The 25,551-nt window shown below is 32.6% G+C and carries 15 protein-coding genes; 3 read left to right on the forward strand and 12 right to left on the reverse strand.

The features are described 5' to 3' along the window. Positions 1-86: 86 nt before the first annotated feature. On the reverse strand, positions 87-971 hold the full coding sequence (locus CW731_RS14170; RefSeq protein WP_100947339.1) for a sterol desaturase family protein: 885 nt from the start codon (positions 969-971) through the stop codon (positions 87-89). Between the two features lie 551 nt (positions 972-1,522). Here CW731_RS14170 and CW731_RS14175 point away from each other — a divergent pair. The 3 genes from CW731_RS14175 to CW731_RS14195 all read left to right on the forward strand — a co-directional run bounded on the left by CW731_RS14175 (position 1,523) and on the right by CW731_RS14195 (position 13,093). After that, on the forward strand, positions 1,523-2,284 hold the full coding sequence (locus CW731_RS14175; protein ID WP_100947340.1) for an NYN domain-containing protein: 762 nt from the start codon (positions 1,523-1,525) through the stop codon (positions 2,282-2,284). Between the two features lie 1,103 nt (positions 2,285-3,387). Next, complete coding sequence (locus CW731_RS14190; protein WP_100947343.1) at positions 3,388-12,189, forward strand: MBG domain-containing protein; 8,802 nt, start codon at positions 3,388-3,390, stop codon at positions 12,187-12,189. 25 nt (positions 12,190-12,214) lie between these two features. Next, positions 12,215-13,093 carry an outer membrane beta-barrel protein gene (locus tag CW731_RS14195; RefSeq protein ID WP_100947344.1) on the forward strand — a complete coding sequence of 293 codons (879 nt, stop codon included), beginning with the start codon at positions 12,215-12,217 and terminating at the stop codon, positions 13,091-13,093. Positions 13,094-13,197: 104 nt separating this feature from the next. Here CW731_RS14195 and CW731_RS14200 read toward each other — a convergent pair whose 3' ends face one another. The 11 genes from CW731_RS14200 to CW731_RS14250 form a co-directional block, all read right to left on the reverse strand. After that, positions 13,198-14,013, reverse strand: a complete 816-nt coding sequence (locus CW731_RS14200; protein ID WP_100947345.1) for a purine-nucleoside phosphorylase — start codon at positions 14,011-14,013, stop codon at positions 13,198-13,200. 71 nt (positions 14,014-14,084) lie between these two features. Beyond that, the gene (locus tag CW731_RS14205) at positions 14,085-14,729 is read right to left on the reverse strand and encodes a TIGR04282 family arsenosugar biosynthesis glycosyltransferase (RefSeq protein ID WP_100947346.1); all 645 of its coding nucleotides are present in this window, start codon (positions 14,727-14,729) and stop codon (positions 14,085-14,087) included. Further along, entirely contained in the window at positions 14,722-15,216 is a 495-nt protein-coding gene (locus CW731_RS14210; RefSeq protein ID WP_100947347.1) for a rhodanese-like domain-containing protein, read from the reverse strand. Before CW731_RS14210 ends, CW731_RS14205 begins: the two co-directional genes overlap by 8 nt. Positions 15,217-15,317: 101 nt before the next feature. After that, positions 15,318-16,286 carry an arsenosugar biosynthesis arsenite methyltransferase ArsM gene (arsM, locus tag CW731_RS14215; protein ID WP_100947348.1) on the reverse strand — a complete coding sequence of 323 codons (969 nt, stop codon included), beginning with the start codon at positions 16,284-16,286 and terminating at the stop codon, positions 15,318-15,320. A 33-nt stretch (positions 16,287-16,319) separates the two neighbouring features. After that, on the reverse strand, positions 16,320-17,147 hold the full coding sequence (locus CW731_RS14220; protein ID WP_100947349.1) for a metallophosphoesterase: 828 nt from the start codon (positions 17,145-17,147) through the stop codon (positions 16,320-16,322). Then, entirely contained in the window at positions 17,129-18,466 is a 1,338-nt protein-coding gene (locus CW731_RS14225) for a sodium:solute symporter (protein ID WP_100947350.1), read from the reverse strand. The genes CW731_RS14220 and CW731_RS14225 overlap by 19 nt, the downstream gene beginning before the upstream one ends. A gap of 6 nt (positions 18,467-18,472) precedes the next feature. After that, the gene (locus CW731_RS14230; protein ID WP_100947351.1) at positions 18,473-19,912 is read right to left on the reverse strand and encodes a SusD/RagB family nutrient-binding outer membrane lipoprotein; all 1,440 of its coding nucleotides are present in this window, start codon (positions 19,910-19,912) and stop codon (positions 18,473-18,475) included. Positions 19,913-19,922: 10 nt separating this feature from the next. Beyond that, positions 19,923-23,138, reverse strand: coding sequence for a SusC/RagA family TonB-linked outer membrane protein (locus CW731_RS14235; protein ID WP_100947352.1), 3,216 nt, complete (start codon positions 23,136-23,138; stop codon positions 19,923-19,925). Positions 23,139-23,203: 65 nt separating this feature from the next. Then, positions 23,204-23,881, reverse strand: a complete 678-nt coding sequence (locus CW731_RS14240; RefSeq protein ID WP_100947353.1) for a DUF2064 domain-containing protein — start codon at positions 23,879-23,881, stop codon at positions 23,204-23,206. Positions 23,882-23,884: 3 nt separating this feature from the next. Next, positions 23,885-24,937 carry an arsenosugar biosynthesis radical SAM (seleno)protein ArsS gene (arsS, locus tag CW731_RS14245; RefSeq protein ID WP_100947354.1) on the reverse strand — a complete coding sequence of 351 codons (1,053 nt, stop codon included), beginning with the start codon at positions 24,935-24,937 and terminating at the stop codon, positions 23,885-23,887. 240 nt (positions 24,938-25,177) lie between these two features. Continuing rightward, a complete protein-coding gene (locus CW731_RS14250; protein WP_018943417.1) occupies positions 25,178-25,513 on the reverse strand; it encodes an arsenosugar biosynthesis-associated peroxidase-like protein in 336 nt (111 codons plus the stop codon). Positions 25,514-25,551: the final 38 nt, after the last annotated feature.

Consider the following 25,551-nt stretch of genomic DNA (forward strand, 5'->3'; position numbering starts at 1 on the left):
TTAGGAATGAATTTTTCGCTAAAGATACTAAGCGAAATCGATGTAGTAGGGTGTTTTTGTAAAAATTATTTAAAAAAACATAAAAATTACTTTTTTCCTAAAGGATATATTTCTTGCTTGAGAAAACCTTTTGGGAAATTTTCATCTCCTTCAAAACCTATTTCTATATCTCTACCAGAATATGGAATGTAATCTGTTTTAAAGATATAGTCCCAAATACTTAGTGTAATTCCGAAATTTACACCAGATTTTCTTTCTTTGGGCAACACTTTAGAATGATGCCAAATGTGCATTTTAGGATTGTTTAAGATATATTTTAACCAGCCATAATCCCAATTAATATTGGCATGATTTAGGTGCCCAATGATAATATTAAAGAAATGTACCAATGCAACATCTTGTGCAGAAAAACCACCAATAATAGCCAACGGAATGTATCGTAAAGAATTATAAACTACAGGCTCCATCCAATGGTAACGAAGGTGTGCGGCAAAGCCCATTTGTTTTACAGAGTGATGTACTTTGTGAAAATTCCAAAGAAATTTATACTGATGCAACAATCTATGTGTCCACCACTGTACAAAGTCCACTACAATAAAAAAGAGGAAGATTCTCACAAAAAAAGGCAACGTATTAATTTCTAACAATTGAAAGTTGGTAATAGATACGCCCAGAAATCCTAAAATGTCATTAAATAGTTCTGCAGCAGCGTTAGATAAGGCTATTAGTACAATCAAATTCAGTAAAAAGAAGTTGAAAAACATGTAGAAAGTATCTAGCCAGAAGTCTTTTCTAAACAAAGATTGATTTTTACGCCAAGGGAAAATAGCTTCTAGACCCCAAACGACCAATGAAATGATAATTAAACCATAGAAGTAATTCTCCCAATTCAAATCCATAAGAACGGACTGTTTTATGTAGTTCCAATAATCGGAATAAGAATTTTTTATAATGTCTAAATACTTGTTCATTTACTTGGGTTACGTTTCTCTAATTAGCTGTATATTTATTTCCGTTTTAATATTACAAAAAGGGTGTCTCTTATCAATAATAAATTATAATATAGGTCTGTTTTTATCTAAAAACCTTACAGTAATTAAAATGACTAATGATGGTTTGTTAGTCTTCTGCTAAATTAAGATAATAAGAAAAGAAAGAATGACCATTTTATTTAAAATTTAAAAATTTATAGCTTATTAGTTCTTGTTAGCTAAAGACAATATTTAGACAGTATCAATTAAAAAATAAAATTATGAACAAACATAATGTGTTTTTCACTATATTTAATTTATAATAAAAATACTTAAAATAGAACGTTATGGCAAAATCACAAGATTCAAAAAAGAATGTAAAAAAGGAACCAGCTAAGACAACCAAAGAAAAAAAGGCTGCTAAATTAGCTAAAAAAGCTGCTCGTAATTAACAGCATGCGCATAGATTTATAAAAACCACTCTAATTAGAGTGGTTTTTTGTTTTAAAGGATTTATCTTTATCTGTGAAAACTAATACGCTTTAAAGATTATGGATATAAAACTTGCAGTACTTATAGATGGAGATAACATTCCTTCTGCCTATGTAAAAGAGATGATGGAGGAGATTGCGAAATATGGGAACCCAACTATAAAACGTATTTACGGCGATTGGACCAAGCCAAATCTTAACAAATGGAAAAGTTTATTGTTAGAAAATGCCATAACACCAATACAGCAGTATGGTTACACAACAGGTAAAAATGCTACAGATTCTGCAATGATAATAGATGCAATGGATATTCTATATTCAGAGAAAGTAGATGGTTTTTGTTTGGTTTCTAGTGATAGCGATTTTACACGTTTGGCAACGCGTTTACGTGAAGCTGGTATGAAAGTCTATGGTTTAGGAGAAAAGAAAACACCAAAACCTTTTATTGTAGCGTGTGACAAGTTTATTTATATTGAAATTTTGAAACAGCAAGCTTCTGAAAACGAGCAAGAATCTACAGAAGTAACAACAGATACTAAAAATGAATACGATAAAATAACCCAAAAAGAGATTCGTTTTATAGCAGCAACGATAGATGATGTTGCAGATGATGATGGTTGGGCATTTTTAGGAGATGTTGGAGGACTTTTACAAAAGAAACAACCCAATTTCGATTCTAGAAATTATGGCTTTCAGAAATTAACTCCTTTAATTAAATCGATTCCTACTTTTGAAATCGAAAGACGTGAAACAACTAAAGGGCGTTTGAAACTTATTTATGTGAAGATTAAAGAAGTGATGCCTAAGGGTAAAAAGAAATAGGATAATGTTATTGTGAGGCATTCGTCTCTGCGAGGTACGAAGCTATCTGTTTGTTAATATTCCTAGATTTTCACGTCTTACCTTCTCGAAATGATAACATTTCGCAATTAAAAAATTGATATTTTAACGAACACAAGCACAATGTACTTTTCACTATATTTAAGTTGGTACTTTTTAAAATTCCAGTAATATCAGCGAATGCCGTATAAATGTCGTTAATAAACCGCTATCAAACTGAAAACTTTGTGAATACTTTTGATTCAAAAACAAACTGAATTAATTATGACAGGAATCGGAAAAAGAATTAAAGATATAAGAGTGAAAAGAAATTTGTCTCAAGAAAATTTAGCAGAATCAGCTAAAATTAATTTAAGAACCTAAATGTGAGTTTTATATTTATCCTTTTAATCTAGGTTGGATAAAAAGAATGTGCCTTTTAAAAAACTAGATAAACACCTTTGGAGTTTCGTTCAGAAATTATTAAAAACTTCTACTCGTATAAATTGTTACACTTTTACTCAACTAGGTTGTTGCACTGTAAGTTTACCTGTCATGGCATTAGATGTTTCACAGAAAGGTAATAAACCATTCAATTAAACATTCTTCCAGAATAACAAACTGTTTAGAAAAACGCTATAAAAAGCTTCGATTTTATCCCAATTACTTCATTCACGACAAAATACCTGCATTTCACGACAAATTTTTGGCACTATTATTTATAATTGCCAAATTTCGTGAAAATTTCTGATTATGAATGAGCAAATACTATTTGGACTGCTATTATTTTTATTGCTAACTTTTACTGCACAAACAAATTGTTACGAGTCAGATTGTATGGCAACCAATTTTAAACCTACCCAGCATACAACAGAAATTGATAATCAAATTCAAGTAAAAGATAATACATCTTTAGTTTTTTTTAACAGCATAATGCTCTTTAGGATAACCAACTTGTCTTAGGGTGCTATTTATTGTAGTAATAATCAATTAACTGGTTATTACTATTACTGTTGTGAAACAAAAAAGTGATGCACAGTAAACTTTAGGAAGTTCTATATAACTAAATACCAAACAAAGAAAAAAATTAATAAAATAGTCATATTATGAAAAAAATTACACTTTTAATCGCATTTCTATTTTTAGCATTCAATAGCCAAACTTCTTCCGCTCAATTTACAGAAGATTTCTCTAGTGTATCTTGTTTCCCTTGTAGTTCGTTTAGCTTTACACAAGAAGGTATTCAATATGATGTTATAACTAATGGTAATATGGAAACGAGTGGGGGTTCTATTATTATAGATCCTGAAGCTTCTATCAAACGAAACGATGGAGGAGATTTTACTTTTACGAGTATATTAATAAATAATGTAGGATGTTGTGGTGCTGTTGTAACTGTTAGTGGGTATAATAACAATAGTTTAGTAGGGGATTCTCAAACCGTTTCGTCTAGCAATTCTGCAACATTAAGTTTTAGTATTGGCACAGTAGATGAAGTAAAAATATCAAGTATTGATTTTTTTAAAATTGATAATTTTTCTGCAACCAATATATTCCCAAATACAGCCCCAGTATTTGAGAACAGCACACCAGTTGCTACTTCAATTACATCTATGGGTTTCACTTTAGAAACAGACATCAACGAAGCAGGCACAATTTACTATGTAGTTTTGGCAGATGGCGCAACTGCACCAACAGCAGCAGAAGTAAAAGCAGGTACAGGTAACGCAGGCGCAAGTGTTGTAACTAGTGGTAATGCAACTGTAAATACAGGCGGTTTTACAAACGATTTTATTATTACAAATTTAACAGAAAACACAACTTATAATGTGTATGTGGCGGCAGAAGATGATGAAACCACACCGCTTTTACAAGCAAGTGCAACATTAGTTACTGTAAAAACATTTAAGTCTTTAGCAAATATTGTAATTAGTGAAATAATGTACAATTCACCAGAACGTGGTTCAGATGAAAATGAATATATAGAGTTGTATAATGCAGGAACTGCTGCAGTAGATCTTACCGGATATTCTTTCTCTAAAGGTGTTACACACACATTTACAACAGGTTCAATTGCTGCAGGAGCCTATTTTGTAATTGCAGTTAAGGTAGCTTCATTCGAGGCCGCGTTTGGTGCTGGTACAGCCGATGCAAGTTTGGTGGGTTCTCATAGTTTAAGCAATGGAGGAGAAGAAATTGAATTAGTAGATGATGTAAATCGCATTGTAGATTATGTACATTATGATAATCGGTCTCCTTGGCCGACAGGCGCTAATGGTGATGGACCGTCTATGGAATTACGTGATATAACATCAGATAATAATGTTGGAGCTAATTGGTCAGCCTCTAACGATGTAAGAGATTTTAGAACAAGTATACCAGGACCTGCTTATCTTAATAATTTGCCAATAAGAGGCACACCAGGTTTAGCTGCAAATTTTGATATTATTGCTCCAGTTTTCGAAAACAGCAAACCAGTAACAGCGTCAATAACAACAACAGGTTTTACGTTAGAAACAGATTTAGATGAAGCAGGTACAATTTATTATGTAGTTCTAACAGATGGCGCAACTGCACCAACAGCTGTAGAAGTAAAAGCAGGTACAGGTAATGGTGGTGCAAGTGTAGTTTCTAGTGGTAATATAGCTGTAAATGTAGGAGATTTTACCAATAATTTTAATATTACAGGTCTAACAAATAGTACAGCTTATGATGTGTATGTGATTGCAGAAGATGATGAAGCTGCGTCTAATTTACAGGCGAATCCAACAAAAATAGAAGTTACAACGTTAACATTATCACCAACAAACAACATTCTCTACGTTAAGAAAAATATAAGTGGCGGTAATGGTGAAGGTGATTCTTGGGCAAACGCAGTACCAGAATTAGCAGATGCGTTAGTTTGGGCAAACAAGAATAAAGCAAATTTCACTACAATTCCTTTACAAATTTGGGTAGCAGGCGGTACGTATAAACCCTTGTATAGTCCAGAAGATGGTGAAAATTTCACAAGTGATGGCAGAAATAATGCTTTTTCATTAGCCAATAATGTGCAAATCTATGGAGGTTTTGTGGGTACAGAGACTACGTTGGCAAATAGAAATCTAAGCTTACCAGCAAATACAACTATTTTAAGTGGAGATATTGGTACTGTTGATGACAATACAGATAATACCTACCATGTGGTAGTTAGTGCAGGTGATTTGGGTACAGCACGTTTAGATGGTTTTACCATTGTTGACGGTTATGCAGATAGTGATGATCCTGCGATATTGATAAATACCAAAGAGGTTTATAGTTGTTCTGGAGCAGGAATCTATAATTCAGAGTCAGTACCTTTTTATACAAATTTAATCATACAGGAAAACAGTTGTACAGAATCTGGTGGCGGTATGTTTAGTTATAAATCTAGACCAAGTCTTCAAAATAGTATTTTTAAAAATAATCAAGCGAAAGATGGTGGAGGTATGGCAAATCAATTTGAAACATCAGCTACATTACTTAATATATCTATCATCAACAACAATGCTACTACAAATGCTAGTGGTTTGTATAATGTAGATGACTCTAATGCAACACTTATCAACGTTACACTTGCAGGAAATAGAGCAACTGTAAATAGTGTCTATGATAAAGGAGTAGGCTGTGAAGGAAATTCATCAGTTACGTTTAAAAACAGTATTATTTGGGATGCTGTTTCTGGAGATTTTACGGCAGAATATTCATTACTTAAAGACAAAACAAATACAGATAATGGTAATATAGATGCTACAGATTTTACAGAAGCAAACCTTTTTAAAGACTCAGCAAATGAAGATTATAGTTTAAGCGGTTTTAGCCCATTAATTAATGCAGGAGATAATTCTTTTTACTCAGGTACTATTAGTACAGACAAAGACTTGGCAGGAAACGCACGTTTATTTGTAGGAATTCCTAATCCAGCTATTGTAGATTTAGGGGCCTATGAATACCAAGCAGAACCACTAAAAATTACAGCAACAAATGGTGTTTTATACGTAAACAAAACAACTACAGGTAATAAAACAGGAGAGTCTTGGGCAAACGCAATTCCAGAATTAGCAGATGCTTTAGTTTGGGCAAACAAAAACAAAGCAAACTTTAGCACAACACCTTTAAAAATTTGGGTAGCAGGCGGTACGTATAAACCATTATACAGCCCAAGAGATGGTGCAGATTTTACAGATGAGACCAGAGATAATGCTTTTTTAATGGTAAACAACGTACAATTGTATGGCGGTTTTACAGGTACAGAAACTACGTTAGCGGAAAGAGACTTAACCTTAACAGTAAATAAATCTATATTAAGTGGAGATATTGGCGTGGTTACTGATGACACAGACAATGCAAATAATGTAGTTGTGAGTTTTGGAGTAGTGGGTACAGCACGTTTAGACGGTTTTACCGTTTCTAGCGGTCGTGCAAATGATGCTAGAACTTTTAGTATCAATAATACAGATATTAGAAGATTTGTAGGTGGAGGAATGTTTAATAGAAATTCTTCACCAACTATTACTAACACTATTTTTATTGGAAATAAAGCGAATATTGCTGGTGGAGGTCTGTTTAATCTAAACTCTTCACCAGGCATTACAAATAGCATTTTTATTGATAACAGTGTTATTAGTCTTGATGGTAAAGGTGGTGGTATGTTTAACAATAGTTCATCTTCACCAACCATTACCAATACTACTTTTAGCGGAAATTCGGCTACTGATGGTAGCGGTATGTCTAATCAAGATAATTCAAATCCAATAGTTAACAACACCATTATTACTGGAATTATTTCTAATGATAATGCTACACCAGTATATAAAAACAGTATTATAGCCGATAAAAGTTATGATAACGATGGTAATGAAACTACTACAAACCTAACAGCAACAGGTCTTTTTAAAGACCCTACCAATGGCGATTATAGCTTAAAAACAGGAAGTATTGCTGTAAATGCAGGAAGTAATACTTTATTTACAGATGCAGGTGGTAATGTAACTACAGACAAAGATTTAGCAGGAAACCCGAGAGTATTTCAAAATATTATTGATATGGGGGCTTATGAATCTCAAACAGAGCTAATTCCTTCTGCTCCAACAACAACTTTAGCATTGCAAATTTATGCAGAAGCAAAAACAGTAGCCGATTTACAAGTAACCGGTACAGCTATAAAATGGTATGATGCTGCAATTGCAGGTAACTTTTTAGACAACACTACTGTTCTTACAGACAACACTACCTACTACGCAAGCCAAATGGTAAACGGAGTAGAAAGTACAGAGAGAGCAGCTGTAATCGCTAAAAAAATAAGTGAGGCTACCCAAACATTTTTAAGTAGCAACAACCCAACCGTTGCTAATTTAGTAAGTACGCCAAGTACAGGTACTATGGTAAAATGGTATGCAACTGCAACAGGTAGTACTGCTTTAGAAAATACAGATGCATTAAGTTCTGGTACGTATTATGTAGCGCAAACCACACCTTTGTTAACCATAGAAACGTTGGGAAGTGATTTTTCTCAACCTTTTGGAATTGCACTGCAATCTGACGGTAAAATTTTGGTGGCAGATACCGATAACAATGCGATTAAATTGATGGATGCAGATGGGACTAACATACAAATTTTAGGGACTGGATTTACTAAACCTCGTGGAATTGTAGTACAACCTGATGGAAAAATTTTGGTAGCAGATGCTGGCAACAACGCTATTAAACGTATGGATGCAGACGGTACTAATATAGTAACCCTAAACAGTACATTTAATCAACCTCATGGAGTTGCACTTCAATCTAATGGTAAAATTTTAGTGGCAGATAGCTATAATAGTGCTATTAAACGAATGGATGCAAATGGGGGTAATATAGAGACTTTAGGGAGCGGTTTTAGTTATCCATACGGAATTACAGTACAATATGATGGTGAAATTTTGGTAGCAGATGCTGAAAATAATGTCATTAAACGAATGGATGCAAATGGGGATAACATCGTAACTTTAGGAACTGGTTTTATTGCTCCTTCTGGAGTTGCACTACAATCTGATGGGAAAATTTTGGTGGTAGGCTCTGGTAGTAACCCAATTAAGCGGATGAATGCAGATGGTTCTAATATAGAGACTTTAGGCACTGGATTTAATATTTCTCGTGGAGTTGCAGTGCAAGCTGATGGAAAAATTTTGGTAGCAGATACTTTTAATAATACAATCAAACGTATTAGAGAAATAGCGATTAGTAATCGTGTGGCGGTAAGCGTTGTTGTAAAAGCAACACCAACCATTACGTTTGAAGATTTTAGTAAAACCTATGGTGATGCTGCTTTCGATTTAACGGCAACATCAACTTCACCGGTAACAGTTACCTATAGTATTGTTGCTGGAGGAACAGGTGAGGTTACTTTATCGGGTAAAAATATAACCATAGTAAAAGCAGGGACTGTAACTCTAAAAGCAAGTATTGCCGAAGATGCTACTTATGATGCCGCAGAAAAAACAATAACGCTTACTATTGATAAAGCAGATTTAAAAGTTACTGCGCAAACACAAACTAGAATTTATGGGAATACGTTAACTTTAGACGATACAGCGTTTTCTCTTACAGGTTTGGTTAATGGAGATACAGCAGCTTCTTTAGGATTTACTGAAGTTACAATTGCATCAGAATCGGGTTATGATAGTGATACTACAGTAGACGCTAATACGTATGCAAATGAAATTAGTGCAAGCGGCCTTTCTAATGCAAATTATAATATTTCTTATGTTAATGGGAATTTGGTTGTAACTAAAAGACCTATTTCATTTACGAATATTACTCTTGATAATAAAATATTTGATGGAAACACTATAGCAACTGCAAATGAAAATTCGTTTTTAGTAGTAGATTTAGATTCAGATAATTTTTTACCAAATGGGCAAGGAATAGATGCTGTAAACGGAACCTATAATTTTGCAAATGCTAATGTTGCTAATAATATAGCTGTTACCGTTACTTTTGCTCCAACAGGTTCAAACGGATTTGATATAGACAATTATACAATAAATAGTCTATCACTTTCTGCAGATATTCAATTTCCAACGGTAGCTTTTACAACTACTTCAAGTAACGGTTTAGAAAATGTAAACTCTGCAAATTTAGAGGTAATTTTAAATGGATCAACGTCAAATACGGTAACTGTAGAATATACAGTTACAGGAACAGCAACTTCAGGGGTAGATTATACTTTGGCTAATGGAACATTAACTTTTGATCCAACAAGTACAATAGAAAACATCACGATTGCCAATATTATAGATGATTTAGTATTAGAAACAGATGAAACCGTAATTTTAACGTTATCAAACCCTACAAATGCAACTTTAGGTACTAACACAGTTTATACATATACCATTATCAATAACGATACTGCCAAAGTAACAATTGAAGATGTAAATGGAAACGAAAATGGAGGTACAATTACGTTAACAGCAACTTTAGATAATGCTGTACAAGGTGGGTTTACAGTAGATATAAATACAAACGACGGTACAGCAACTTTGTTAGATAATGATTATGTAGCAATTAACAATCAGACATTAACTTTTGTTGGAAATATTGGTGAAACACAAACTTTTACAGTTACACCTATAGCAGATTCAAAAGGAGAGTCAAATGAGACATTTACAATTTCCCAATCTAATTTATTAGGAACAAGCACTAATGTAAATATTACAGATACTGCAATGGTTACTATAAATAATGTTGAAAAAGCACCGTTAACTTTTGCTAATATTTCTAAAATTTATGGAGATACAGCTTTTAGTTTAAATGCAACTTCAAACTCCACAGGAAATATAACGTACAGTATTGTAGCTGGTGACCCAGAAACGGTAACCCTGTCTGGTTCAAATAATTCAACTGTAACTTTAGGCAATGTAGGTAGTGTAAGTATAAAAGCCACAGTAGCTGCCGATGCAAGTTATTTAAGCAGTGAAAAGATAATAATTTTACAGATTTTACCAAAAGCAATCACAGTAGTAGCAGATACAATAACAAAAGTGTATGGAGAAACAGATCCAATATTTACCTATTCGGCAACAGCTTTATTGGGTACGGATTCTTTTGCAGGAAGTTTGGCAAGAGCAACAGGAGAAGAAGTTGGAACCTATGCAATTACACAAGGTATGTTATCCGCAGGAACAAATTACACAATAACTTTTGATTCAAAAGATTTTATCATAAACAAAGCACAAACGTTTATAACAGCAGTGGTAACACAAACACATACTTATGATGGTACCGTTAAAAACGTTGTGGCCAGTTTAAATCATGCAGAAACAAGCGTAAGCTATGCATCACAGCAAGGGCATACCAATGCAGGAAGTTATACCGTAGAGGTTACAGCAGCAGCAAGCACTAATTATGAGGCGGGAAGTAAAACAGTTACCTTAATCATAAACAAGGCAACGCAAACAGGTTTAGTACTTACAGCAGCATCCCATACCTATGACAGTAATGCCAAAGCACTAGCAATTACAGGAGCAGCAAGCGATGCAAATGTGGTGTATGAAAATAACAATCAAACTAATGCTGGAACTTACAACGTGAAAGCCACGGTTTCGAGACCTAATTATGAAGATGCTGTTTTAAACGCAACCTTGACTATTGACAAAGCACAATCTGTAATAACTGCGGATGCTGTACAAACATTCACCTATGATGGAACTGTTAAAAATGCAACTGCAAGTTTAAATCATTCAGAAACAACAATAGCGTATGCACCTCAACAAGGCTATACAGATGCAGGAAGTTATGTGGTTGAGGTTATTGCTGTAGAAACTACAAATTATAAGGCAACTAATACTTCGGTAACCTTAAACATCGAAAAAGCAACACAAACTATTGTGTTTAATGAAATATCAATAAAAAGTTTAGAGAATGATGTTGATTTTCAACTGAATGCTACTGCTTCTTCTGGTTTACCTATCAACTATACATTTACCTATAGTTCGGTTTCGCCAGCAGCTATAGTTAGCTCTACTGGGTTTGTTGAGCTGTTGAGTTCTGGAATAATTGAAATTACCGCAACACAAATAGGAAACAATAATTATGTACCTGTAGTTTCTGTGAAACGTGAGTTAAACATCACCAGTGAGAATGCCGCAATATTTAATATTACAATTGGCGGACAAACTATTGATGCCCCAGAAGCACAAATCTATTACTTAGTTGATTGTGGTAATTATACCTCTTTAGTAGATGTTGTTATTCATGTAGGTGCAAATGCAAATCTAAACGTAGCTCCAGAGTTTAGTATAGAGACCCTAACCCCCGGAATCTATCGTACTAATGTTGTGGTAAATTATCAAGACGGAACTCAAAGTAAAAACTATGAAATTTTAATAGAGAAAGCTTTCCACTTTGAAGATATTATCGATAAAAAATACAATAATACTTTGATAGTTAATAATAATCCAGCTACAAATGGAGGGCATTCTTTTGTGAGTTATAAATGGTTTAAAAATGGAGTGTTAGTTTCTGAAAAACAATTTTTCTCAGAAGGGGATAATGCGGATAATATTTTAGATCCAAATGCTACTTATCAAGCAGTTATGGTCACTGAAGCCGGATATGAGCTTCGTACCTGTGTTTCTCAGGTAGAATTAGATGTTATAGGAGGATTAACCATTTTACAAAACCCTATAATCCAAGGAAATCAACTTAAAGTTCGTGCAGATTTTCCTAAAGAGGAATTGAAAAATGCAATCTTTCAAATTTTTGATTTGAATGGTAGGTTAATTACTACCGTAAAAGTTAGAGGTGTTCATAACAGTATAGAGTTGCCAACAAGCATTGCTAAGGGAGTATATACCCTCGTAGTAATTACTTCAAGAAGTCGTGATTTTAAACGTTTTATAAATAATTAAATTAGCAATAAAAAAATAAAAAAGCATGAAATTTTTGAATCTATTTATAAAATTAAAAAACATAGTTACACTTTTGGTTGGTGTTCTACTCGTACAATTTAGCAATGCTCAATCTGACATTAACTTATCTGTCGGCGTACAATCGATGTATCCAAAATTAGAACTAAATAATGCCTCACTTGATAACTCGTTAAGTATTGGATATGGTGTTGATTTAGGTGTTTCCTATCGTATAAACACTCATTTTAGTGTACATTCTGGAATCGGTTTGAATCATTATAAAAGTGAAATTAAACTAGACTCTTACTCAAGTTTTCAAAACTCAGTAGATCTTTCTGGAGAGGATTTTGAGTTTAGATATCAGTTGCAAAACTTTTCTGAAGAGCAACAATTAACAACAATTAGCATTCCTATTGCGTTTCAATATGAAACTACAGGAAATTTTCGTTTTTATTCAAAAGTAGGTTTAGAAGCGAACTTTTTTGTAAATAAAAAGTATACGTCTAGAGTAGAAAAACTAACAACTACGGGTTATTTTCCTAGAATAAATGCAGAACTTGATCAACCAAGGTTTGCAGGTTTTGGGAATTTTGATACTCAAGAGTTTATTGCAAATGATTTTGATATTAAGAATAGTTACAATGCAACTTTAGGACTTGGATTAAAACAGATATTAAAAAATGGGAATTCTTTATATTTTGGTGTTTTTGCAAAATTGGGTATCAATACTATTACTTCTAGTTTAGGTAAGGGATTAATTTCTTATAACTCTAATGAACCTATGGATTTCTTATCAACTTCAATTTTACAAGCTGTAGATCGTAAAAGCAGTGCAAGCAATCAATTTACTCAGGCTAAATTAAGTGTTTTTGGATGTACATTGAAATATGAATTTAGTTTGTAAGGCTGTGCTTTAATCGGAGAAGACGATTCTTAGAATAAAACAGAAACCCTTTTATGTTTAACCAGTAGTAAACATAAGAGGGTTTTCTATTAGTGAAACATTACCTACAATTCCTTAATAACTTCCTTAAACAACGTAATCATTTTAGGTTCAGCTTTACCAGCAATGGCAATAATTTCTGAAATATCTACAGGTTGTAAATTTTTAGGATCACATTCATCTGTTAAAACAGAAATAGCAGCACAAGGTAAGTTTAATTGTTTTGCAACAATAACCTCTGGTACCGTACTCATACCAACAGCATCTGTTTCTAATATTTGTAACATTCTATATTCTGCTCTTGTTTCTAACTGAGGTCCTAAAACACTTGCATAGACTCCTTTGTGTAATAAAATATCTTGCTGATTAGCGATATTACTAATTTTATCATTTATTTCTTTAGAATATGGTGCTAACATATCCGCAAAAATATTACCGAAATTGTTGGCCCCTTGAAAAGCTAAAGGAGAACTGCCCTGTAAATTAATATGATCTTCAATTAACATTAAATCTCCTTTTTTGTAAGAAAGATTAATTGCGCCCGCAGCGTTAGAAACTAATAAGTTTTTAATACCTAAACCATGCATAGTTCTAATTCCGTAAGTTACTTCCCAAGCATTGTAACCTTCATACAAATGAAATCTGCCAGCCATTACTAAGACTTTTTTTCCAGATAATTTACCATAAATTAATTTACCAGAATGAAACTCTACGGTTGCAACCGGAAAGTTTGGGATCTCTGAATACGGAATTTCTTTTTCAATTGAAATTTCATTCACCAATTTTCCTAATCCTGTACCTAAAACAATACCTATTTCTGGATTTGTAATTCCTTCCGATTTTAAAAAATCGATGGTTTCTTGTAATTGTTGTTTTTTCATTTTGTTGTCTGGTCGAGCGCAGTCGAGACCTAATTAATATTATCTCTCGACTGCGCTCGAGGGAATATTTATTATTTAAAAAATTTTTGAAAAGCAGAATGATGTTCAATGTCTTCAAAAATATCTACATCATTTAATTCAGACAACAAAAATACTTTTTTATCTTTTAAATCGTCTAAAGTATCTTTTCTAACAGTTTCTGTTCCCCATTTTTTATTTTTGAAGATGTTTGCATGTAAAGAATTCATACCTAAAAGGTAGTAACCGCCATCTTCTGCTGGTCCAATTACGACATCATTTTTATCTAACTCTAAGAATGCTTTTTCTATAGTTTTTGGTGTTAAATCATATAAGTCACTACCAATAATCAGTACTTTTTCATAGCCTGCTTTAAACCCATTTTCGAATGCATTTAACATTCTAATACCTAAATCTTCGCCGACTTGTTGGTGTTTTTTAAAAATGTTGGCATCCCAAATATCATTATATCTAATTTTTACGGAATAATAAACAGCTTTGTCAGACGTAACTTTAACAGCAATGTCTCTTGTTTTTTCTAGTAAAAATTTATAAACTTCTAAAGCAGTTTCATCACCAACCGTTTTTGCTAAGCGTGTTTTTACTTTTCCTAATTCAGGATTTCTTGTGAAGATTAATAATAGGTTTTTGCTGTTTAATTTCTCGATTTTACTCGAAGATACATTTTCTTTACTCATAAACTTTTTCGCCTTTTGTTAGCCATTTACTCCAGTTCTTACTAAATGTATGTACTTTTTCTGTATTGTTACCTAATGTATCTACTACTTGAAAATTTGCATTTTTCCACTCAAATATACCCCCGTATAAATTGTAAACGTTTGTATAACCTTCTTTAATTAGTTTATCAGCAACCGTTTCAGAACGAATACCCAAAGAACAATACACTACAATTTTGGCATTTTTATCTGTTGGTAATATTTTTAGTGTTTTTTTTAATTTAAAGTTATCATAACCAACATAAATAGCATCTTCTAAATGACTTACTTCAAACTCCTTTTCTTCTCTAGCATCTAATAAAATAGCTTTCGTTTTTGGTAAAGCTAATGTTTCTACAGACATATACGGAACGTTTCTTTTGTTCCATTTATCTAATAATTTGTCTAGTTTATTTTGCCCAAACATGATGGATGTTATCAGTAAAAAAAAGAGGAGTAGTTTCTTCATAGTTTATTTTATTTGTAGACTTCTGTCATTGCGAGGCTCGAAGCAATCTTTTTATAAAATAGCGCTTGCTTCCTAAACTCGCAATATATGTTGAGAAAAGTTTAACAACAACCTCCACCATCATAATGAAAAGTAGATTCTGAAAAGAAAATATCATCTCTACCTAAAGCTTGTAAAGCAGCAGTTGTTTTATCACAAATAGCTAAAGGTTGGTTTTTTAATAAAGTATGCCCTAAGCCGTCATCAAAATAATCTTCAACACCATAGTAAATAGCAGCTCTTCCTGTAAAAACACAAGGTCCATCTGCAGGCATTGGGTCTTTTATTGCGGCAACTTCTATAGATTCTATGTAAATTAATTCGTCTGTTGGATAATTTTTCGTGTCTAAAATTCTATATGGTTTTCTAGCTCTAATTTCAATAGTACCAAAACCAGCATCCGTTAAAGCTTTTACGTAATCTGCAATAGATAAACTTCCACTTAAACAAAGCGCACGTAAACGTTCGTCATTTCGTAATTCATCATTCATTGGTTGCTCGCAGGTAGGGTCGCTCATAACCAATTTTCCATGAGGTTTTAAAACGCGGTACATTTCTGCAATCGCTTTCTTTAAATCATCAGATTTAAAAATATTGAACAAACAATTTTGAGCAGCAACGTCTATCGAATTATCTTCTACAGGTAAATTCATCGCATCTCCTTTTCGTAAATCAACAAAGTCAGATTTAAACCAGTCATTTTGTTCTTCAGCAATTTTAAAGTTTTTGCGAGAAGCTTCTAACATTTCATCAACTACATCTAAACCAATTACACCGCCTTTACTTCTGTTGAAATAAGCAAACTGTAATAGTTCCATTCCGCCACCAACACCAACATATAGCATTTTAGGATTGTTTGTTAAATCTCTTGCATGTACGGTAGAGCCACAACCATAATTCATTTCTTGCATAATTCTAGGAATCTTTAATCCTGGCAATTCCCAAATAGGATTTGTAGTGCAACAAAGACCAATATCTGGAGTTAAAGCAGCTTCTTTATATACATTGTGTGTTGTTTCTAAATAACTCATAAATTTATTATTTAAGATTTTAATTTTTTGATGTTACAGTTGAATTCCGAATCCTTGTAAACCACTTTCTATCGGTGGTAAAATCTCTGTATTGTCCCAAATTCCGGTAACAATTGTTCTCGAATATTCTTCTGGTAGCAAACCGTTTTGCATTAACTTACTTGTTAACTTATAGTTGTAATTTAATGTGTGATGTGTAAAGTTAAAGCTTTCTTTTGAATCATTTAGAATTGCGTACCAAACATCTGGATTTCCATCATTTGCAGGCATTCCAATAACACCAGGATTTAACCAAAGTTTATTTTTTTGTTGATGATGAAAGGGCAAACCACAATGTCCCGCAATAATTACATCACTACTTGCCGCTTCAAAATTTGGTTTTTTAAGAGCCCAATCTGTAGACTTAAAAATAAATTGAGATACATTAAAATAAGAACCATGTACAACAGTTACTTTATTTTTAGCATATTCAAAATTGATGTTATTAGGTAATGTTTTTAGAAAATCTAAAGAATTTTTAGACAATTTACTTTGTGCATACGGATACCACAGTTGAGAAAATCCGTCACAACGAGAACCTTCTTTAAATTCACAACCGCAGTCTGCTGCATTTTCTCTTAATTGAATTTCTACATTACCAACAATACTTTTTGCTCCCCACAATTTAAACAATTGTACGGTTTCTTCTGGTTGTGCACAATACCCAACGATATCGCCTGTACAAATACAGTTTTCTGGAGGAATGTTTTCTTTTTCGGCAATTTGTTTTAAAGCTTCTAGAGCTTGTAAATTGCTGTAAACTCCACCAAAAAGTAAAGTTTTACCTGATATTTTGCCTAAATCTACTGTTTTTTGATCCATCTTGGAATAAAATATAAAATGATACAACTTAAAATCCCCCAAACATTTACCCATAATAAAGAGGCGTATTTTCCTTTTGTAAAAATCAATGCTTCTGGAAAAATATCGAAAATGAGAAAAAAACCAAAAACTAATCCGCAGAAAACACTTAAATAAAAACTAATTTTTGGCACTTTTACTTTCCAAAATATAAAAATAGGAGTGAGGCCAATAACCATAGTTCCAGAAATGGTGGTTGCAGATAATATTTCAGCATTTAAGAAAACGGGTATTGTTCCTAAAACAGCAACTATTAGCATGGTAATCCTTCCGAAGGAAACCGTTTTTTTGATATTTAAATCGATTGCTAATAACTTCGAAAAAGAAGAAAAAGTAGAATCTAAAGTAGAAGCAGCAGAGGTAATCATTATAAAATTGATTACTAATAAAATAACTACACCAAATGCTTTACCAACTTCTACAGCTGCTTGCCCAGACATTCCTTTTGTTTGTGCATAAACCCCAATTAAACTAAATAATACAATACAAATTGCACCTAAAACACTTGCCCATAAAAAGCTTTTTCTAGTCACTTTTGGAGAAGAAATAAAACCTCTGTCTGTTAAAACAGGGTCGTGAAAAGGATAACTAAAAGACTGAATAATTGCTGCAAAAAATAAATTTAAACCCAATTCAAAACTCCAAGTTCCTGATGAAACTATTTGTGTTGTCGAAAAATCATCCGTAGTAAAAATAGTTCCTAAAATAATGGCTAATAAAACAGAAAATAACACCATTTGTATGACGTCTGTAAAAATAGAACTGCTCAAACCGCCTTTTAATGCGTAAGATAACGTTAACAAGGTAAACACAATAATAGCCCAATAATAGCCACTACTTCCTTGTAGGCCAAAGTAACTTCCAATGACCATGGTGTTGCTCCAAACTTCATTAAAAAGACGAAAAGCAATCAGAATTGAAAAGATTGCCATCGCATTTTTACCAAATTTAGAAATTAAAAACTCATGAATACTTTTAAAGTTTCCCTTCGTTCTTAATTGATAAATAATAATTCCCGCAACGGCAAACGACAAATAATACCCAGCATATGCAACACCACCAACCAACCCAAAAGACAAACCTAAATTCGCTGCGTTGGTAATGCTTTTTGCAAAAATCCAAGAAATAATTAAACTCCCCGTTAACACCAAAGTATTGGGTGTTTTTTTTTGGTGTACAGCTTTAAAAAACTGATCTGTGGTTTTTGCTAGCGGAGATAAAAAGAACAAGATTAAACTAGAACTAATTATTAAAAGCCATTGCCAATTTATTACATCCATATCTTTCTATTCGTTCCACCAAACTTTTACGTCTAGACTATTACCATTTGTTGCTGTAGCTGCAACTTTGTAGTTTTCTGTATTTAACGCACCAGCATCGGCAGGATACGGCATTCTTACAGGAATTAAACCGTTATTTAAACTTGCTGCAACATTTTTTAGCACAGGAAAACCTGTTCTTCTATACTCAATCCAACTTTCGTAACCATTTATAGTATTTGCAATCCATTTTTGAGTAATAATTTGCTCTAAAGGTGTTTTTCCTACAGCATTTAAACTTGCATTACCAGTTAAATAAGTTGTTGGTAAGTTTGTATTCCAATATTCGAAAGCTTGCATAACTCCATTGTTGTATAAGGTTTCTGGGTTTGTGTTAATTAGTCCTTTTTGAGCCGCTTCTGCCAATAAAAATTGAGTTTCCCAAGCGGTCATAAAGTTAGCATCTAAAGAAGAAGTATCTTCTCTAAAGATTTTACCAACCAATGAGTAATTGTCTGGCGAAGGAGTGGTTGTTGAAGAGTTAATTCCGTTAATTAAGCCATTAAATTCATTTGAAGTAGCATTTTCAAATGGTTGATAAAATTTACCTACTCTACTGTCATTTAAGTTTTTAAAAATATCTTCAGCTGTTTCAGACATTATAAAATTGGTAAAATCACCAACTCTTAACTGCGCAAAACGGAAGCTATTTGGTGCAGTGTTTGTAAAGTCGAAAGTTGCATTTTCATTATTATTTTTAATGTAATTATCATCAGAAAATAAAGTTTGTAATTGACTAGCAACGTTAACTTTATCAGAAATACGGACTAAATATTTAATTTTCAAAGAATTTGCAAATCGAATCCAACTATTTAAATCTCCATTAAATAAAATATCTCCTTCTAACGGAATTGAACCAGAATATGCATTTATAGCAGCAATTCCTTTGTCTAAATTATTCAAGATTCCGTTTTCTTTTTGATAAATGTCTTCCTGTAAATCATACTTCGGAGTTACAGTTCCTTCAACGCCATTAAAAGCTTCAAAATAAGGAACATCACCAAAAATATCAGTTAATGCAGCAGCCATATATGCTTTTAAAATTAAAGTTGGTCCTTCGTAAACTGCAAAAGCTGGGGTTTTTCGAGATTTTTTTATGATAATTTCATTATCACGTAAATTTTTAAAAAATATGGACCAAGGATTTCCACCTAATTGTGGACTTTTTAAATCGTGTCTATCAAATAAATTAAAATCTAAAAGCGCATAATGTTGCGATAATAAATTTCCTGCTGCAAAACCCTCATAACTCATTTGCTCACCAAAATCATAAATTACTTGGCGTAGTAATAAGCTTGGTTGCACATTAACGGGTGAGTTTTGGTTCGTATTAATTTCTTCAAATTCTTTGGTGCAACTTGCAAATATACTTGCGAAAATTGCAACTGTAATTATATATTTTTTCATACTAATTTTCTTAAAAATTAAACCCTACTTTAAAACCTAAACTTCTGCTAGTTGCATAGCTCATGTCTTCTACACCACTTACAAAACCATTTCCTTGAACTGCCAATTGTTCAGGATCGAAATGAGGGTTTTCTGTAATTACAAATAAATTATTTCCTATAAATGAAAGATCTAAAGTAGACGTGTCTTTCAATCCTAAAAAACCTTCTTTTAAATTCAATTTATAACCAATTGAAAACTGACGTAATTTTAAATAAGACGCATCATATACATTATTTTCCTCATGATTTCTGTCGTAAAACTGTCTGTAATAACTTTCTGGAGAAACCGCAATTGTGTTTGGTAAACCAGAAGATCTTCCAACACCTTGTGCAATAATACCAGCATCTGGTCTAAAAACTGTTTCTGCTAATTGTCCACCAACATTACCTAAAGCACTGGTTCTCGATACAATTTCACCTCCTTGTCTCCAATCGAATAAGAAACTTGCAGTCCAATTTTGATAGCTAAAATTATTGTTCCAACCCAATGTGAAATCTGGATTATAATTCCCTAATTTTTGTAAGTTATTGTCCGCTATAAACTTTCCATTATCTTCTGGTTTCGCCGCATCGTCTACAATAATAAAATCTCCGTTTGCATTTTTTAAATATCCAGTTCCATAAAAATCACCGATTCTACCACCTTCTTCAACTTGAAAATATACTGTTTGATTTGCACTGTCGTAAATTCTACTGTATGCTAAAGTTAAGCGACCTTCTTCTTGTGGTAAATTTTTTATCACAGACCTATTGGTCGCAAAATTGAAAGTAGTATTCCATGTGAATTTTTCATTTTTAATTGGTCTTCCTCCTAAAATAATTTCAACTCCTGTTGTATTTACTTTTCCACCGTTTATAACTTGTTGATTATATCCTGAAGAAATGGCAATTGGCAAAGAAATAATTTGATCTTTAGTTGTTGAGTTATAATAGGTGAAATCTATATTTAACCTGTCTTTTAAAAACCTTAGATCTGCTCCAACTTCATAAGAAGTAGTAATTTCTGGTTTTAAATTTGCATTCGGAATAAAGTCTTGATTGCTAAAAGTTGGTTGCCCATTAAATGATGTTTGTGATACAAAAGCACTAGAAGTTTGATAAGGGTTTGTATCATTACCAACTTGTGCAACACTTGCTCTTAACTTCGCAAAAGAAATATTTTCTGGCAATTCTGTGGCATTAGATACAATAAAACTTGTAGAAACGGATGGGTAAAAGAATGAAACACCATCCACAGAAAATGACGTTGCCAATGCACTAGACCAGTCATTTCTTCCAGTTATATCAGCATATAAATAATCTTTGTAACCAAATTTTACAATTCCGTATAAAGAGTTAATTCTTTTTTTAGATTCAAACTGAAAAAATTCTACAGGAGATGCTGCATTGTTTAAACTAAAAATACCTGGTTGTGCTAAATTGGTAGTTTGCGCTTGTTTTGTTGAAGCTGTTTGGTCTAGTCTATTTCCTCCAAAAGAAGCGTCAAAAGAAAAATCTTCAAATTTATCTGTATAATTTACCAAGAAATCTGTGTTTACTTCCCTGTAAAAAACATCATGTTCAGCATAGGCTCCATTTGCAAAACGGTTAGAACTAAAATTACGATTAAACTTTCTCTTTTCTGATGAATAATCCATTCCAGAACGAAAAGAAACACTTAATTTATCTGTAAATTTATGGTTTACAGCAATATTTCCAAAAACGCGATCTCTATTAAAAGAATTGGTGTTTTCATTCAATATAAAAAAAGGATTGTCAAAATATCTGTAGTTGAAATTATACTGTTGCAAACCTTCTAAACCTGGTTGCCAATACTCTCGTAAACTATTAATATTTAAAGATCTTGGTCCCCAGGCAACTAAAGAGTAATTTGCATTTTCACTTCCATAACCGTTTGACGGTCTGTTGTTGCTACTTGAATTTACATAATTTATAGAAGAAGTAACTCGCGTTTTTTCAGTTGGATTAAAAATCACTTTTAAAGCGACCGTTTTACGTTCTAAATTTACTCCTGGAATTATAGATTGGCTATCTAAATCTGTAAAAGACAATCTATAAGAACCTCTTTCGAAACGATCATTAATAGATATATTATTTATAGTTGTAACTCCTGTTTGATAAAAATCTTTTAAATTATCTGGGTTCGACTTAAATAAAGTTGGTGTAATCAAATTACCAGAATATAAAGAAGTGTCTCCACCACGAACCGTTGCTCCGTTTGGTAAAGTTACAGGAGAATCAAACTGTGAAATTAAATTTCCAGCATCTAATCTAGGTCCCCAAGAATAAGAAATTACATCATTAATACCAGCACCAAGTCCATTGGAATATTCAAAATTACCACCGTTTCCTTGCCCATATTCGTTTTGAAAATCGGGTAAACGAAAAGCATTGTCTAAAGTTATAGAAGAATTGATGCTAATTCCTAAACCTTTCTTCTTACTTCCGTCTTTTGTTTTAATAACAATAACTCCGTTTGAAGCTCTTGTACCATACAATGCAGCTGCACTTGGTCCTTTTAAAACAGTTACAGATTCAATATCATCTGCATTTACCTCCATTGCTCCGTTTCCAAAATCAATTTCTTGAAAACCTGTAGCAGATTCGTCCGTAAAATTAAAAACGGTATTGTTATTAATTGGCGTTCCATCCACTATAAAAAGCGGATTATTGTTCGAGAAAGAAGCTTCACCACGAATGGTGATTTTTGAAGATGAACCAACGCCAGTTGCTCCTTGAGAAATAGTTACACCAGCCAATTTTCCTGATAAATTATCTAAAAAATTAGCTGTTTTCACTTCGGTTAATTCTTTTGCTTTTAATTCTTGAACAACATAACCTAATTCTTTTGTTTTTCTGTTTACACCCAAAGCAGTAACTACAACTTCATTTAAACTTGTTTCTTGTTCTGTCAATTGAATATTGATTACGTTTCGATTTCCTACATTTATTTTTTGAGTTTTATAACCCAAATATGTAAAAGTTAGCGATTGTTCAGTATCTGAAATTACAATGGCATAGGTTCCATTTAAATTAGAAGTTGTTCCATTTTTGATTGATGAAGAGATGCTCACATCAGGAATTTTCTCTCCCGTATTTTTATCTGTAATTGTACCTGTAACTGTTGTTTGTGAAAAAATGATGCTCGTAAAAAGCAATAAGATCCACATAGAAATGTGTTTCATTTAATAATGATTTTTGTGTAAAATAAAAGTTGATCTATATTGAAAGAATCAATATGAATGAAGAATTACGCAAAAATGAGTGGAGAGCCTTTATTGAAGTTCCTAAAAAATGAAGTGTTTAATATCGAAAATTCTTCCTGAAAAAAAGCAATCTTAATCGTGAAGAATAATTTTTGTAAGAGTTGTAAGATTGATAATGGAATCGCTTTGAAACTGTCTATGATAAATTGAATATCTTCTTTTGAATCGATATCATTTAGAAGTTCTAAAAACCGAATTTCTAAATTTTTAGAAGTTGCTATGTTAACAATTTTTTTATGTAAACGATTGGTTTGCCAAGGTAATTCTATGAAGGTTTCTTTATTAAAATGAGTTTTTTTAATTCCCATTAAATAGAAACCACCGTCTTTAGAAGGACCTAAAACTAAATCGTTTTTTTCTAAACGATGTAAAGTGTCAACTAAATGCTGTGCTTTTAAATGTGGAGTATCATTACCAATAGTAATTACATTTTTAAAACCTTTATCAAAAATACCTTCAATAGCATTAGAAAAACGTTCTCCAAAAGAAGTTCCAACTTGTTGTTTTTCAGAAATATGAAAATAGGTAATTCCAGATTTTTCTACAGTTTTTAATGTTTGCGTATTTAATGCGGAAATAACATCTGTTGAAAGAAACGATTTTCTTTCAACTTCTTTTTCCGCAGAATTCGCAAAAATTAATATGGCAGTTTTTTGGTTCATATATTAAGCAACAACTCCTTGACAGCTACTTCCTGCGCCAGCAGTACAACCGTAACAATGCTGATTTATAATAATGTTTCTGTCTTGTAATAATTCTTCATTATAATCTGCAATGTGCTTTACTTTACTAGCAACTTTTAAATTTAACATTTGATTAAAGTCGCAATCGAACAACCAACCATCCCAACTAATTGAAATTGTATTTGTACACATTACGTTCTCTACAGCAGTAGGATTGTATGCATCTAATAAAGAGTGCATGTAATCTTCATAATTGTCTGAAGCAATTAAATAATCTAAAAAACGACTAATTGGTAAGTTTGTAATTGCGAAAAGCTGATGGAAATCGATGTCAAATTCAGTTTTCAATGCTTTTTTAAAATCATTTTGCAAAGCCATTTGATCTCCAGGTAAAAAAGCACCTGAAGGATTGTAAACCAAATCTAATTTTAAACCAGAACCTTCTAGCCCATAACCAATTGCATTTAATTCTTGCAAAGCCTTTATAGATTTATCAAAAACACCATCTCCACGTTGTTTGTCTGTTTTTCCACGCGTCCAGTGTGGCATAGAAGAAACTACATGCACTCCATGTTTTTTGAAAAACTCTGGTAAATCGTAATATTTCTTATTGGCTCTAATAATTGTTAAATTAGACCGCACAATAAAATCTTTAATTCCTGCTTTAGAAGCTTCTTCTACAAACCATCTAAAATTAGGATTCATTTCTGGTGCTCCACCAGTTAAGTCTAACGTATGTGCTTCTGTTTTTTTAATAACGTCTAAACATTGTTGCATGGTTTCTTTTGTCATAATTTCTTTACGATCTGGACCAGCATCTACATGGCAATGTGAACAAACTTGGTTGCACATGTAACCTAGGTTTATCTGTAGAATTTCTAATTTTTTAGGACGTAAAGGAAAATGTCCTGTTTCTTTAATTTTTGCAGCAAACGTTGGTAACTCTCCGTTAGCAAAAATGCCACTTGAAAGAATTTCCATTTGGCGAGATGTATTTGCGATGTCGTTATTTCTTGCTTTTAGTGATTTTTTCATGCTGAACTTGTTTCAGTATCTTTTGAAGATATTCTGAATTTATATTTTGTTCTTTTCTATTTAATTTATTTACGTAAAAAAAATGTGGTTTGGTTTTTCTTCTGATGGAGTTATTATTTAGTGCATTTGCAAATCAGGTATTTTTTAATGAGTCTAATAGAATTATAGTTTGAGATTCCGCAGAAAAGCGGGATAAGCGATTCACACATTTTTTCTGAAAAGCAAAAAATGGTTCACTGCTTACATTTCTAACTTATTCACTTTATTCATCATTTGCACTCCGTGAACCAAGGTTGCACCACTTTTAATCGCAGCACCAACATGAATTGCCTCCATCATTTGTTCTTTTGTAATTCCGCGTTGCAAACCGTCTTTTGTATATGCATCTATACAATAAGGGCATTGCTCTGTATGTGCAACTGCCAAAGCAATTAAAGATTTTTCGCGAGCTGTTAATGCGCCTTCTTCAAAAACTTTACCGTAATAATCGAAAAATTTGTTTCCAAGTTCTTCGTTCCATTCTGTAATTTTTCCAAATTTCCTTAAGTCTGCTGCGTCGTAATAGTTTTTAGACATTTGTATCTTTTATAAAATTAAAAGTGAAAGATAATAAT

This window comes from Polaribacter sp. ALD11, from assembly GCF_002831685.1.
Classification (GTDB): Bacteria; Bacteroidota; Bacteroidia; order Flavobacteriales; family Flavobacteriaceae; genus Polaribacter.